The organism is Altererythrobacter sp. C41, assembly GCF_016803135.1.
Lineage (GTDB): Bacteria > Pseudomonadota > Alphaproteobacteria > Sphingomonadales > Sphingomonadaceae > Pelagerythrobacter.
Window position 1 is genome coordinate 395,545 of sequence record NZ_JAEVFE010000001.1, and the last position, 12,384, is coordinate 407,928.

At 66.0% G+C, this 12,384-nt stretch carries 13 protein-coding genes; 3 read left to right on the top strand and 10 right to left on the bottom strand.

Annotated elements, in window-relative coordinates:
• Window positions 1-11: 11 nt before the first annotated feature.
• From JNO53_RS01845 to JNO53_RS01880, 8 genes are all read right to left on the bottom strand, one after another.
• Window positions 12-776, bottom strand: a complete 765-nt coding sequence (locus JNO53_RS01845; RefSeq protein ID WP_203107111.1) for an ABC transporter permease — start codon at window positions 774-776, stop codon at window positions 12-14.
• Window positions 773-1,717, bottom strand: coding sequence for an ABC transporter ATP-binding protein (locus JNO53_RS01850; RefSeq protein ID WP_443111156.1), 945 nt, complete (start codon window positions 1,715-1,717; stop codon window positions 773-775). Before JNO53_RS01850 ends, JNO53_RS01845 begins: the two co-directional genes overlap by 4 nt.
• 270 nt (window positions 1,718-1,987) lie before the next feature.
• A complete protein-coding gene (locus JNO53_RS01855) occupies window positions 1,988-2,299 on the bottom strand; it encodes an MliC family protein (protein WP_203107113.1) in 312 nt (103 codons plus the stop codon).
• 311 nt (window positions 2,300-2,610) lie between these two features.
• Entirely contained in the window at window positions 2,611-3,639 is a 1,029-nt protein-coding gene (queA, locus tag JNO53_RS01860) for a tRNA preQ1(34) S-adenosylmethionine ribosyltransferase-isomerase QueA (protein WP_203107114.1), read from the bottom strand.
• A 65-nt stretch (window positions 3,640-3,704) separates the two neighbouring features.
• Window positions 3,705-4,454 (bottom strand): peptidylprolyl isomerase, encoded by a 750-nt coding sequence (locus tag JNO53_RS01865; RefSeq protein ID WP_203107115.1) that lies wholly within the window; start codon window positions 4,452-4,454, stop codon window positions 3,705-3,707.
• Window positions 4,455-4,552: 98 nt separating this feature from the next.
• A complete protein-coding gene (gene coaD / locus JNO53_RS01870) occupies window positions 4,553-5,080 on the bottom strand; it encodes a pantetheine-phosphate adenylyltransferase (RefSeq protein ID WP_203107116.1) in 528 nt (175 codons plus the stop codon).
• Entirely contained in the window at window positions 5,077-5,979 is a 903-nt protein-coding gene (locus tag JNO53_RS01875; protein ID WP_238401594.1) for a polyprenyl synthetase family protein, read from the bottom strand. Before JNO53_RS01875 ends, coaD begins: the two co-directional genes overlap by 4 nt.
• A gap of 7 nt (window positions 5,980-5,986) precedes the next feature.
• On the bottom strand, window positions 5,987-6,238 hold the full coding sequence (locus tag JNO53_RS01880) for an exodeoxyribonuclease VII small subunit (RefSeq protein WP_119512307.1): 252 nt from the start codon (window positions 6,236-6,238) through the stop codon (window positions 5,987-5,989).
• Window positions 6,239-6,377: 139 nt separating this feature from the next.
• On the opposite strand from JNO53_RS01880, the gene purL reads away from it, so the two are divergent.
• On the top strand, window positions 6,378-8,624 hold the full coding sequence (purL, locus tag JNO53_RS01885; RefSeq protein ID WP_203107118.1) for a phosphoribosylformylglycinamidine synthase subunit PurL: 2,247 nt from the start codon (window positions 6,378-6,380) through the stop codon (window positions 8,622-8,624).
• Between the two features lie 205 nt (window positions 8,625-8,829).
• A complete protein-coding gene (locus tag JNO53_RS01890) occupies window positions 8,830-9,306 on the top strand; it encodes a hypothetical protein (RefSeq protein ID WP_203107119.1) in 477 nt (158 codons plus the stop codon).
• Window positions 9,307-9,471: 165 nt separating this feature from the next.
• Here the strand turns inward: JNO53_RS01890 and JNO53_RS01895 are convergent, their stop codons facing one another.
• Entirely contained in the window at window positions 9,472-10,311 is an 840-nt protein-coding gene (locus tag JNO53_RS01895; protein WP_203107120.1) for a Coq4 family protein, read from the bottom strand.
• A gap of 196 nt (window positions 10,312-10,507) precedes the next feature.
• Complete coding sequence (serB, locus tag JNO53_RS01900) at window positions 10,508-11,440, bottom strand: phosphoserine phosphatase SerB (RefSeq protein WP_203107121.1); 933 nt, start codon at window positions 11,438-11,440, stop codon at window positions 10,508-10,510.
• Here serB and miaA point away from each other — a divergent pair.
• Window positions 11,385-12,344, top strand: a complete 960-nt coding sequence (gene miaA, locus JNO53_RS01905; protein ID WP_203107122.1) for a tRNA (adenosine(37)-N6)-dimethylallyltransferase MiaA — start codon at window positions 11,385-11,387, stop codon at window positions 12,342-12,344. The two genes, serB and miaA, sit on opposite strands and share 56 nt — an antisense overlap.
• Window positions 12,345-12,384 lie beyond the last annotated feature (40 nt).

The window sequence follows — 12,384 nt, forward strand, 5'->3', positions numbered from 1 at the left end:
GGGTTAGCGCGTCAGGACCGGAGGCGCCAGCCCGTGCGGAAGATCACTGCGATGACTGCCACGCAGATTGCGAGGAACGCCAGCGTCAGGCCGAGCGAAACCCCGATCGACACGTCGGACTGGCCGTAAAACGTCCAGCGCAACCCGTTGACCAGATAGACGATCGGGTTAGCCAGCGCGATCTTGTCCCACGGGCTCGGCAGCATGTCGATCGAGTAGAACGTACCGCCGAGGAAGGTCAGCGGGGTCAGGATCAGCAGCGGGACCATCTGCAGCTTCTCGAAACCTTCGGCCCAAACCCCGAGAATGAAGCCGAGCAGCGAGAAGCTCGCCGCCACGAGCATGATGTAGACCAGCGCGAACAGCGGATGCGCGATCGTGTAGTCGACGAACAGCATCGCGGTGGTGAGGATGATCGCAGCGAGGATCAGGCTCTTGGTCGCTGCCGCGCCGACGAAGCCGAGCAGCGTCTCGGCAACCCCCACGGGGGCGGATAGCAGTTCGTAGATCGCGCCGGTGAACTTGGGCATGTAGATACCGAAGCTGGCATTGCTGGTACTCTCAGACAGCAGCGTCAGCATCAGCAGTCCGGGCACGATGAACGCGCCGTAATCGACCCCGCCGACTTCGTTGATGCGCCCGCCGATCGCGGCGCCGAAGACGATGAAGTAGAGGCTCGTCGTCAGCACCGGCGAGACGATCGAGCCGAACACCGTGCGGCGGAAGCGGGACAGCTCGTTGCGGTAGATCGCGAGAGTGGAACGCCAGTTGATCATGCTGCCAGCCCCTGCCGCTCGACCAGATCGACGAAGATGTCTTCCAGGCTCGATTCCTTCTGGTCCAGCGCGGTGAATACGATGCCGCTTTGAACGAGGGCGGTCGCCACCGCTGCGACTTCCGCCTTGCCCTTCCCGGTCCCGTCGCCGCCGCGGTAGCAGAGCGTGCGCCCGTCGTCGGAGAGCGTGACGGGATAGTCGCGCAGCACGGCCGGAAGCTCGGGCAGTTGCGCAGCGAGGGCGAAATGCGCCTCGGTCCGGCCGAGACGCCTCATCATCGCATCTTTCTCGTCGACCAGCAGCACGCGGCCCTTGTCGATCACGCCGACGCGATCGGCCATTTCCTCGGCTTCCTCGAGATAGTGCGTGGTGAGGATGACGGTGACGCCCTGCTCGCGCAGCGCGCCGATCTGGCGCCACATGTCGCGCCGCAGTTCCACGTCCACACCGGCGGTCGGTTCGTCGAGAAACAGCAGTTCGGGATCGTGCGCGAGCGCCTTGGCGATCAGCACGCGGCGCTTCATCCCGCCCGAAAGCTTGCGGATTTCCTCGCCGCGCTTGTCCCACAGACTCAGGGAGCGCAGCACTTCCTCGATCCGGTTCGCATCGGGCGCGCGGCCGAACAGACCGCGCGAATAGCCGACCTGGCGCTCGACCGTATCGAACATGTCGAAGCCGAGTTCCTGCGGAACCAGCCCGATCCGCTGGCGTGCGCTGCGCCAGTGACGCGCCAGGTCTTCACCGAACGCATTGATCGTGCCGGAACTGACGCGGACCATGCCGCAGACAGCCCCGATCAGCGTCGTCTTGCCCGCACCGTTGGGCCCGAGCAGCGCGAAGATCTCGCCCTTGCGGATTTCAAGATCGACGCTGTCGAGCGCCTTGAGCCCGCCGGGATAGACCTTGGTCAGCCCGCGGATGTCGAGAATGGGTTGGGGAATCGGTTCCATGGGCGGCGGAACATTGCCGCAACGGCTGCACTTGCCAAGTGTTAATGATGCGCGTCTGGCGGGCCGCCTGCAAAACAGGCGCCTGCGGCGGCGCAGCACACATGCCCTCCCGCCCAACTCCTGTCGATCGACGCGGTTATGCCCGGCCCATCCAACGATCGATGGCGATGAGCATGAGCGCAACCGCGACGAAGGCGGCGACCAACAAGCCGATGTTGATCAGGGTATTGGGATCAAGAAACCAGTAAGGGTACCAGCCCGTCAGAGCGGCGTGTTGACGACACGGCACTGTTCGGGCGCGGAACGCGCGGCGGTGTTCCAGATCACAGTGTTGCCGCTGCGTTGCAGCCGCACTCCAACCTTGTTTTCGTAAATCTCTCCGCGGCTCGACGAGGTCTGACGCAACACCGCCGTCTGGCGCCCACTGATACGGACGATCGCGCCATCGCCGACATAATCGACCTTCAGCTTTGTGCCGCGGTCGCACACATAGCTCGTGCCCGTGTTGCGGGGAACCGAAGTGCAGCCCGCGACGGTGATCATCACGGCAGCCATCAGGATCGTCTTGGTCATCGATCTTTCCTCAATAACCCGAACGGCTAGATCGGCAGGACGACAAGCGTCCGCGCGAGATGTTGCCGAGTATCGGGTGGCGCGATCGAGAGGGCGCAAGCGCAAGGGCAACGATCGCCAATCCGGCAGGCATCTTCAGAGCGTGAAGAACCGGCATCGCGAGGCCCTCCCATCCAAGGATTCACCTGCCTGGGCCCGAATGTCACATAGAAACAGCGGGCCTGCAATAGCGGGATGTCCGGCAGAACAGAGAGGTCTCGACTACGATCCGGTCCCGATTGCCTATGCTTCAGAAGCACCGAACGGCGAGATCACGGCAGCAGCAGCGAGGAATCTCCGTAGCTGTAGAAACGGTATTTTTCCTTGATCGCGTGGGCATAGACCGCCTGCATCCGCTCCCGCCCCATCAGAGCGCTCACCAGCATGAACAGGGTCGATTTCGGCAGGTGGAAGTTGGTCATCAGACCGTCGATCGCACGAAAGGTGTAGCCGGGAGTGATGAAGATCGCCGTGTCGCCTTCGAAAGCGTGGATCGTCCCGTCCTCTCCCGCTGCGCTCTCCAACAGGCGCAAGCTGGTCGTGCCGACGGCGATCACACGCCGGCCGCTTTGCCGTGCGGCGTTGAGCCGATCTGCGATGACCGCGTCGATCCGTCCCCATTCCGCGTGCATCCGGTGCTCGTCGGTATCCTCGGCCTTGACCGGCAGGAAGGTGCCCGCGCCGACATGCAGCGTGAGCGTCTCCGTAACGATGCCGCGCTGTTCGAGGCGGGCAAGCAGGTCGGGCGTGAAATGGAGCGCCGCGGTGGGCGCTGCCACGGCGCCGTCGCGCGCGGCGAACATGGTTTGGTAGTCCGCCCGATCGCGTTCGTCGGTCTCGCGGCGCTGTGCGATATAGGGCGGCAGCGGCATGCGGCCTGCGCGTTCCAGAAGCACCTCGACCGGTTCCTCGCCGTCGAATGCGAGGGTGAAGCTGCCGTCGTCGTGTCGTACCTCCGCGATCGCGGTCACGTCCGCACCGAACTCTATCCGGTCGCCCTCGCGCAGCCGCTTGGCGTTGCGCACAAAGGCCTGCCAGCGCCTGAGGTCGATCCGCTTGTGCAGCGTCGCGCCGATCCGTGCCTCGCCACGGCGCCCCTCGAGCTGTGCGGGAATGACGCGTGTGTCATTGAACACGAGCACGTCACCCGGCTCGAGCAAGTCGGGCAGATCGCGCACCGCGCGGTCGGCGAAGGCGCCCTCACCGCGCACGACCAGCATGCGCGCAGAATCGCGCGGCACCGCCGGGCGCAGTGCGATCAGATCCTGGGGAAGCTCGAAATCGAAGAGGTCGACACGCATGGCGCGCGCTTAGACCGGCGATCGCGCTTCGTCACCCCGCGAAGAGCGGCGCAAAATACCGGTTGCTATTCCTCGACCGGCGCGCCCGCCGGCGCTTCGCTCGTCGGCGCGTTCAGCATGTCGGCGGTGATCTCCTGAGGCTGCGGCGCGGCCGGGAGCGGCATGCGCTGCGGCTTGTTGTCGGCAGCAATCGAGGCCTGGAGGATCTTGGTCGGATTAGCCGGCGGTTCGCCGCGCGTGATCGCATCGACCGCCTCCATGCCGGAGATCACGCGGCCGAAGTTGGTATACCGCTTGTCCAGGCTGAAGCGCGGGTAGAAGACAATGAAGAACTGGCTGTTCGCGCTGTTTTCCGACTGCGCGCGCGCCATCGAGACCGTGCCGCGCAAGTGCGGCATCGGATTAAACTCTTCCTCCAGATCGGGGAGCTGGGAGCCGCCCTGCCCCGTGCCCGTCGGGTCGCCCGTCTGCGCCATGAAGCCGTCGATCACGCGGTGAAAGATCACCCCGTCGTAGAAGCCCTGCCGGGCGAGCGTCTTGATCCGCTCGACATGGTTCGGGGCCCAGCTCGGCATAAGACGGATCGCAACGCGCTGTCCGGTCGAGAGGTCGAGCAGGAGGATGTTCTCCCGGTCTTCCTGAATATTGTAGTTGATCGGCGCGTAGATCGGCGCGGCCGCGGCTTGTGCGGTCGCATCCTCCTCCATTGCGGCTGCGGAGTCCTCCAGCGCGTCCTCGTCGTCCTGCGCGGCGGCGGCGGTGGGGGCGGCAATGAGCGACAGCAAGGCGCCGGCGGCAATCAGGCGTCTGATCATGAGTATTCCGTCTTTCAGGCAGCTTCGGCGGCAGCGTCTAGCGCCGGGGGACTGTCGGTTCAATGAATGATACGCGGCGGGATATTTCGAACGAAGGATCAGTAATCCCCCCGACGCCCGACCTTCTCGACCCGCGCGATGACTTCGTCGCACACCGCGGGGCTGACAAAGGGGGAGATGTCCCCGCCGAACAGGGCGATTTCCTTGACCAGCTTGGACGCGATCGGCTGAAGCGAGACGTCGGCCATCAGGAACACGGTCTCGATCTCGTCGTCGAGCTGCTGGTTCATGCCGGCCATCTGATATTCGTATTCGAAGTCGGCCACGGCGCGGAGCCCGCGCACGATCACGCTCGCCCCCTGCTTGCGCGCGAACTTCATCAGCAGCGCGTTGAAACCCACGACGTCGACATTGCCGAGCCCGAGCGAAGCGACTTCGCGCCGCACCATCTCCATCCGCTCTTCGGGCGAGAACATCGGGTTTTTCGACGGATTGGTCGTCACCCCGATGATCAACCGGTCGACCAGTTTGGCCCCGCGCCGGATGATGTCGGCATGCCCGAGCGTGATCGGGTCGAACGTGCCCGGATATACGCCGATACGCTCCGAATCGTCCTTGGCACTCACCTGTCTCTCTCCACGATAAATCGCGCCAGCGCACGCAGCAAATCGGCCTCGCCGCCGTGGGGGGCGAGATGGCCGATCGCCTGCTCTACCAACGCATGCGCCTGATCGCGCGCCTTGTCGGCACCCATCAGCGTCACGAAGGTCTGCTTGCCCTTCTCGTCGTCCTTGCGCAGCGCCTTGCCCGCCTTGGCCTCGTCTCCCTCGTGGTCGAGCAGGTCGTCGGCGATCTGGAAGGCGAGGCCGACGTCGCGGGCGTAGTTGCGCAAGTGGCCGCGGGAATCGACCGGGACACGGCCGAGGATCGCACCCATCTCCACCGCAGCCGTCAGCAGGGCGCCCGTCTTGAGCTGCTGCAGCCGGGTTATCGCGCGAAGGTCGTAGTCCTTCTCGGCGGCGGCCATGTCCATCATCTGGCCGCCCGCCATGCCGCCCATGCCGCTGGCACCGGCGAGCGTGGCGATCAACTCGGCCCGAACGAACGGGTCGCTTACCGTCTCGGGCATCGACAGGATCTCGAAAGCGAGCGCGTGGAGCGCATCGCCGGCAAGCACGGCGGTCGCCTCGTCGTAGGCTCTGTGCAGCGTTGGCTTGCCGTGGCGCAGTTCGTCATCGTCCATGCACGGCAAGTCGTCGTGGATCAGCGAATAGACGTGGATCGCCTCGACCGCGCATCCGGCTTTCACCGCCGTCTGGCGGGCGACACCATACATGCCCGCCGTCGCGGTCACCAGCAGCGGGCGAACCCGCTTGCCCCCGCCGATCGCCGCATAGCGCATCGCCTCGACCAGGCGTGCGCGGGTATCGTCGGGGACGGGAAGGAACTCTTCGAACGCGGCATCGACCTCGCGCTGGACCCGCGCGAGGTTTCCGGAGAGAATATTCGCCCGATCGCCGACCAGTTGCACGTCAGCCGTCCGCGCCGAACGGTGCGGTGCCGCGCGGCTGCCCGTCGGGCCCGGTCACGATCTTCTCGATCCGCGCCTGCGCCGCATCGAGCCGCGCCTGGCAGTGGCGCCGCAACTGTTCGCCGCGTTCGTAGAGCGTGATCGAATCGTCGAGCGGCACTTCACCGCCCTCCAGCTTCCTCACGATCTCCTCCAGCGCGCGCAGCGCATCTTCGAAGGACATTTCGGCGATTTCGGGCGCAGCCTCGGTCATGCGCGCGAGCATTGGCGGGCGCCCCCCGCTTGGTCAAGGCGACAGGCTGACGAAGGGAGCGCCCGATGTGGATTTTGTCGCGCCTTCGGACACGACGTGGGACTGGCGGCGCAGGCCTACCAAGGCTAAGGGCGCGCGCATGGCTACCACCGAGTCCACGATCACCCCCGAAGTCGTCGAGCAGCACGGCCTCAGCCCCAAGGAATACGAGCGCGTCCTGCACGCGCTGGGCCGCGAGCCGAACCTCGTCGAGCTCGGTATCTTCTCCGTCATGTGGTCCGAGCATTGCAGCTACAAGAGCTCGCGCATCCACCTGAAGAAGCTGCCGACCGAGGCGCCGTGGGTCATCTGCGGCCCGGGCGAGAACGCGGGCGTGATCGACATCGGCGACGGGCAGGCTGCGATCTTCAAGATGGAGAGCCACAACCATCCCAGCTATATCGAGCCCTACCAGGGCGCGGCGACCGGCGTCGGCGGCATCCTGCGCGACGTGTTCACGATGGGCGCGCGGCCGGTGGCGAACATGAACGCGCTGCGCTTCGGCCGGCCCGACCATCCCAAGATGAAGCACCTGGTGCAGGGCGTCGTCGCGGGCATCGGCGGCTACGGCAACTGCGTCGGCGTGCCGACCGTCGGCGGGGAGACGAACTTCCATCCGGCCTACGACGGCAACATCCTCGTCAACGCGATGACTGTGGGCGTCGCCGACGCGGACCGGATCTTCTACTCGGCCGCCACGGGCGTCGGCAATCCGATCGTCTACGTCGGCTCCAAGACGGGGCGAGACGGCATCCACGGCGCGACCATGGCGAGCGCCGACTTCGGCGAGGACGCGGAAGAGAAGCGCCCCACCGTGCAGGTCGGCGATCCCTTCACCGAGAAGCTGCTGATCGAAGCCTGCCTCGAGCTGATGGCGACCGACGCGATCGTCGCAATCCAGGACATGGGCGCGGCCGGCCTTACCTCCTCCAGCGTCGAGATGGCGACCAACGGCAAGGCCGGCATCCGCCTCGACATGAACCAGGTGCCGTGCCGCGAAGAGGGTATGACGCCGTACGAGATGATGCTGAGCGAGAGCCAGGAGCGAATGCTCATGGTCCTCAAGCCCGGCAAGGAGGCGATGGCCGAGGAAATCTTCCGCAAGTGGGAGCTGGATTTCGCGGTGATCGGCGAAGTCACCGACACGCAGCACATGGTGCTCGAATTCGATGGCGAGGTCGTGTGCGACATACCGCTCGGCCCGCTCGCCGCCGATGCGCCACTTTACGACCGCCCGGCGATGAGCCGCGAGGACTACAAGACCTGGGCCCAGATCAAGCCGCTCGCCGACGTGCCCGAGAGCGCCGACGTAGGCGCGGACCTGCTCAAGCTGATGGCCTGCCCCGACCTCGCCTCGCGCCGCTGGATCGCCGAGCAGTATGACAGCCAGGTCGGCGCCGACACGCTCCAGACCGGCGGCGACGCCGGCGTGGTCCGCGTCCACGGCACGCGCAAGGCGCTGGCGATGACCACCGATTGCACGCCGCGCTACTGCTATGCAGATCCCTACGAAGGCGGCAAGCAGGCGATCGCCGAGGCCTACCGCAACCTCTGCGCGGTGGGCGCGCGGCCGCTGGCGGTGACCAACTGCCTCAACTTCGCCAATCCGCAGCGGCCCGAGATCATGGCGCAGTTCACCGGCTGCCTCGAAGGCATGGGCGATGCCTGCCGCGCGCTCGACTTCCCGATCGTGAGCGGCAACGTCAGCCTCTATAACGAGAGCAAGGCGACGGGCGGCGGCACCGCGATCCTGCCGACTCCCGCGATCGGCGGCGTCGGCGTGATCGAGGACTACGGCCGCATGATGACGATGCCGTTCAAGAACGAGGGCGACGTCGTCTATCTCGTCGCGGCGGAATATTGGGCCAAGCCCGATCCGACGCGTTCGCACCTCGGCAAGTCGCTGTGGCTGCGCGAGATCCACGGCCGTGACGAAGGCCGCACCCCGCCCACCGACCTGACCATCGAGCGCAACGCGGGCGAGATCGTGCGCCAGCTCATCGCCGACGGGCTGGTCAACGCGGTACACGACATTTCCGACGGCGGCCTGGCGGTCGCGCTGGCGGAGATGGCACTCGCGGGCGGGATCGGCGCCGAGGTCGGCGGCAACGACGCCTACACCGCCGCCCAGTGGTGGTTCGGCGAGGACCAGGGCCGCTACGTCGTCACCGTGTCCGATACCGATGCGCTCAACGAAGCGCTGGCCAAGGGCACCGAGAACGCCGAAACGGCGATGATCGGTTTCCGTCGCCTCGGCACCGTCGGCGGCGACAAGCTTCTGGACATTTCGCTGACCGATCTGCGCGAGGCGCATCAGAGCTTCTTCCGCGACTGGATGGAGGGGTAAGGCGGTTCGGGCCCAGCTCCCCTGACCCCACTCCCGCCCTCTCCCCCCGTTCGCCCTGAGCTTGTCGAAGGGCCGCACTTTTTCTTCCAGCGCCACGCCCGAAGAAAGAGCGGTGCTTCGACAAGCTCAGCACGAACGGGTAAGGGAGGTGGCGCGCGTGGTGAGGTGATGAGGTGGTGAGGTCGCGTTGGAAGGGGAGGCCTGAATGACACGCACGATTGTCATCGCATGGCTTGTCGCGGGAGCGCTCGATATCCTCTCGGCCTTCGTCTTCGCGGGAATGGCGGGCGTCACGCCCACACAGGTCCTGCAGTTCGTCGCCAGCGGGCCCTTCGGCGACGGAATGTATGAAAGCGCAGCCGGCGCACCGCTCGGGCTGCTGACGCATTTCGCGATCATGCTCGCGATGGTCGCTGCCTACGTCACGATTGCGCCGAACTTCCCCGCGACCCTGCGCCACCCGATCGTGGCCGGGCTGCTCTACGGCCTGCTGCTGTGGGTCATCATGTACTGGATCGTCCGCCCGCTCCGCTGGCCCGAGCAATGGCCGCCAGCGGCGTACGCCGGTGACAGCGCCGGCGAGATCGCATGGAGCGTGGGCAACGCGCTGTTCTCGCACTGCATCCTGGTCGGCATCCCGATCGCATGGATCACGGCGCAGGGCCGGAGGGAAATCCACTGACCCTCATCATTCCGGCGCAAGCTGGGATGACGAGGAGAGTTAAGCGTGAGCCCTCGCGCAGGCGGGGGCCTCAGGCCGCTCGGACGACGTTGGTTAGGCCGTCAAGCGAAACCGCAGCGAACGACCCGGTGACCTGAGGCCCCCGCCTGCGCGAGGGCTCGGCCGCTACGCGGCGAGCTTTTCCGTCAGCTCCTTACCGAGCAGGTCATACGGATCGACGCCCTCGCTGCGCCAGACTTCGTGGCAGCGCTTATACCACTTCGCCTCGGCGATCCCGAACCGCCGCCGCGCCTCCGCCAGATCCATCGCCAGCAAGTCGCGCACTGACATCTCGACGATCGACGGACAGGCCTTGCCGATCCGATGCGCCTCGCGCACCGCGCGATAGACCGGCGCCTTGCTCTTGACCTGCTTCTTGATGTTGAGCGCACCTGCATAGCCGAGCAGCAGGTGCCCATGGCTCGGGCTCTGCCCATGGGTGAACAGCAGCACGCATTGCTCGCCCAGCGCGTCGCGGCCGTAGCCGGTGAGGACGTGCATCAGATCGTGCGTGTCGCGCTGGCGAAAGCCGTACCACTCGATCAGGTCACCGTACTTCGGTCGCCCCATCTTGTCCGATTCAGCGACGAGACCCGCAGCGGTCAGCCCTTCGCGCTCCATGAAATCGACGTAGGTATGGGCAACGCTGCCCGCGGGCATCCGCCGCAGCGCCGCATGATTGTCGAGGATCGGCGGCAGGAACGGCTCGTTCGCGCGCAGTTCCTCGCCCTCCTTGCTCAACGTCAGCGCGCGGGCGCGCGGCAGAAAGGTCTTCGACGGTAGGGCTTCATAGATGTGGAAGACCTGCTCGGTATCTTCCTTGTCCTTCAGCAGCTCACGAAAGTGATGAAGTGCCTTGCCGACGTCGCGCCTGACTTCAGGCCGAACCGGATTGCGGAACAGCGTGCCGTCGCTGGCACAGGCGGCGTCGGGATCGGCATTCGGCAGGGTCTGAACTTCGGTCATCGCGTCGCCCCTTACTGACACGCCTGTCAATGTAGCATTTCAGTTGCAAATTGAAAGCTAGTTCTGGTCGCAGCATTTTGCGAGCCCCTGCGAAGGCAGGGGCCTCGGCCGCTGCGCTTCGCCCGATAGCACGAGGTCCCAGCCTCCGCTGGGACTCGGGAAGGGCTTCGCGCGACAGGAGTTGGCTCGCGCGCGCCTACCCGCTCACCCACTCCTCGCGCGGCACGCCAAGTAGTTCGAGCACCGCCGTCAGATCGCCCCGATCGATCCACCCGTCCGCCGCCGCCCGCGCTTTCGGCTTGGCGCGGAAGGCAATGCCCCAGGTCGCGGCGCGCAGCATCGGGATATCGTTCGCGCCATCCCCGGCCGCGAGGCTGGTAGCATCGGGGCCGATCTTCGCTGCCTCTTCGCGCAGCACACGCTCCTTCACCGAGCTATCCGTGATCGCGCCCGCGAGTGCGCCGGTCAGCTTGCCCTCGGCGACGGCGAGGCGATTGCCGACGACCTGCTCGAAACCGATGTCTTCGGCCACGGGGTCGGCGAAGTGATGGAAGCCGCCGGTCACCAGCACGGTGCGGCAGCCTTTCGCCTTGAGCGTCGCGACGAGCGTTCTCGCGCCGTCCATCGGGCGAATCCGCTCGGTCAGACAGGTGACGATGGTCTCTTCCGACAGGCCCGCGAGCAAACCGACGCGTTCGGAGAGCGCACTGGCGAAGTCGAGCTCGCCCTGCATCGCCCGCTCGGTGATTGCTGCGACGCGGTCCTTGAACCCGGCGAAATCGGCGAGCTCGTCGATGCACTCCTGCCCGATCATGGTCGAATCCATGTCCGATACGAACAAGTCGGGCACGGCGATCTCGCGCTCGGATACGAGAAGGTCGGCGGGCTTGAAATGCTCGTCCAGAATCGCACGAAGCGCCGCTGCGTCGCCTTGGGGCAGTCCGATTTCGAGCACATCGCCGCAGAAGTCCAGCATCTGCGCCACGGCCACGCGCATCCCCTCGCGCTCGAGCGCGACGGTTGCACGGTCGAGGCGTGTTTCAAGGTGTACCGGGTCTGCTATCAGCCGGGCGATGAGCACCGCAAATTCTCCGAAATCCCGCCGCGAACGGCCGCCGGTGGCGCTCATCGCAGGGCCGACCGCGAGCGGCAAGAGCGATCTCGCCGTGCGTCTCGGGCGTGCGCTGACGGAGAGCGGACGGCCCGCCGCGGTGATCAACGCCGACAGCGCGCAGGTCTATCGCGACTTGCGCGTCCTCAGCGCCCGCCCCTCCGAGGAAGAGATGGCCGGAGTGCCGCACCGCCTGTTCGGCGCGTGGGATGGGACCGAGGCCTGTTCCGCCCCCGACTGGGCCTTGCGCGCGAAAGTCGAGATCGCGGAGTTGCACGCGCGCGGCGGCGTGCCGATCCTGGTGGGCGGGACCGGGCTCTATCTGCGCACCCTGATCGACGGGATTGCTCCCGTGCCGCCAATCGAGCCTGAGGTGCGCGAAGCCGTCCGGGCGATGCCGGTGAGCGAAGCGCATGCCGAGCTCACGGCGCTCGACCCCGAACGAGCCGCGCAGCTCGCTCCGGCGGATACGACCCGTATCGCCCGCGCGCTCGAAGTCGTCCGTTCGACGGGCCACACGCTCGCCCACTGGCAAGCGCTGCGCGAAGGCGGGATCGGCGGTGCGGTCACACTCCATCCGCTGATCCTGCTTCCCGATCGTGCGAGGCTCTACGAACGCTGCGACCGGCGCTTCGAGGCGATGATCGAATCGGGCGCAGTGGAGGAGGTCGAGGCGCTTCTGGCGAGGGATCTCGACCCCATGCTGCCCGTCATGCGTGCGATCGGCGTGCGCGAGATCGCAGCGTGGCTCGCGGGCGAACTTTCGCGCGAGGAGGCGATCGCTTCAGGGCAGCAGGCGACGCGCAACTATGCGAAACGGCAATACACCTGGTTCCGCCGCCAGCCTCCGCAAGAATGGATGCGCACCGAGTCACTTCAGAATGATATCAAGGCGCAATTCGCATCATTGTTTCACCAATAGCTCTTGACATATCATATTCTGTCGCATAGGCGGATCGAAG

Bases quoted from the DNA above. Each gene is read 5' to 3' on its own strand.
- miaA (WP_203107122.1), top strand. From the start codon at position 11,385: ATGAGCACCGCAAATTCTCCGAAATCCCGCCGCGAACGGCCGCCGGTG.
- JNO53_RS01855 (WP_203107113.1), bottom strand. From the start codon at position 2,299: ATGACCAAGACGATCCTGATGGCTGCCGTGATGATCACCGTCGCGGGC.
- serB (WP_203107121.1), bottom strand. From the start codon at position 11,440: ATGAGCGCCACCGGCGGCCGTTCGCGGCGGGATTTCGGAGAATTTGCG.
- purL (WP_203107118.1), top strand. From the start codon at position 6,378: ATGGCTACCACCGAGTCCACGATCACCCCCGAAGTCGTCGAGCAGCAC.
- JNO53_RS01880 (WP_119512307.1), bottom strand. From the start codon at position 6,238: ATGACCGAGGCTGCGCCCGAAATCGCCGAAATGTCCTTCGAAGATGCG.
- queA (WP_203107114.1), bottom strand. From the start codon at position 3,639: ATGCGTGTCGACCTCTTCGATTTCGAGCTTCCCCAGGATCTGATCGCA.
- JNO53_RS01865 (WP_203107115.1), bottom strand. From the start codon at position 4,454: ATGATCAGACGCCTGATTGCCGCCGGCGCCTTGCTGTCGCTCATTGCC.
- JNO53_RS01890 (WP_203107119.1), top strand. From the start codon at position 8,830: ATGACACGCACGATTGTCATCGCATGGCTTGTCGCGGGAGCGCTCGAT.
- JNO53_RS01895 (WP_203107120.1), bottom strand. From the start codon at position 10,311: ATGACCGAAGTTCAGACCCTGCCGAATGCCGATCCCGACGCCGCCTGT.
- JNO53_RS01845 (WP_203107111.1), bottom strand. From the start codon at position 776: ATGATCAACTGGCGTTCCACTCTCGCGATCTACCGCAACGAGCTGTCC.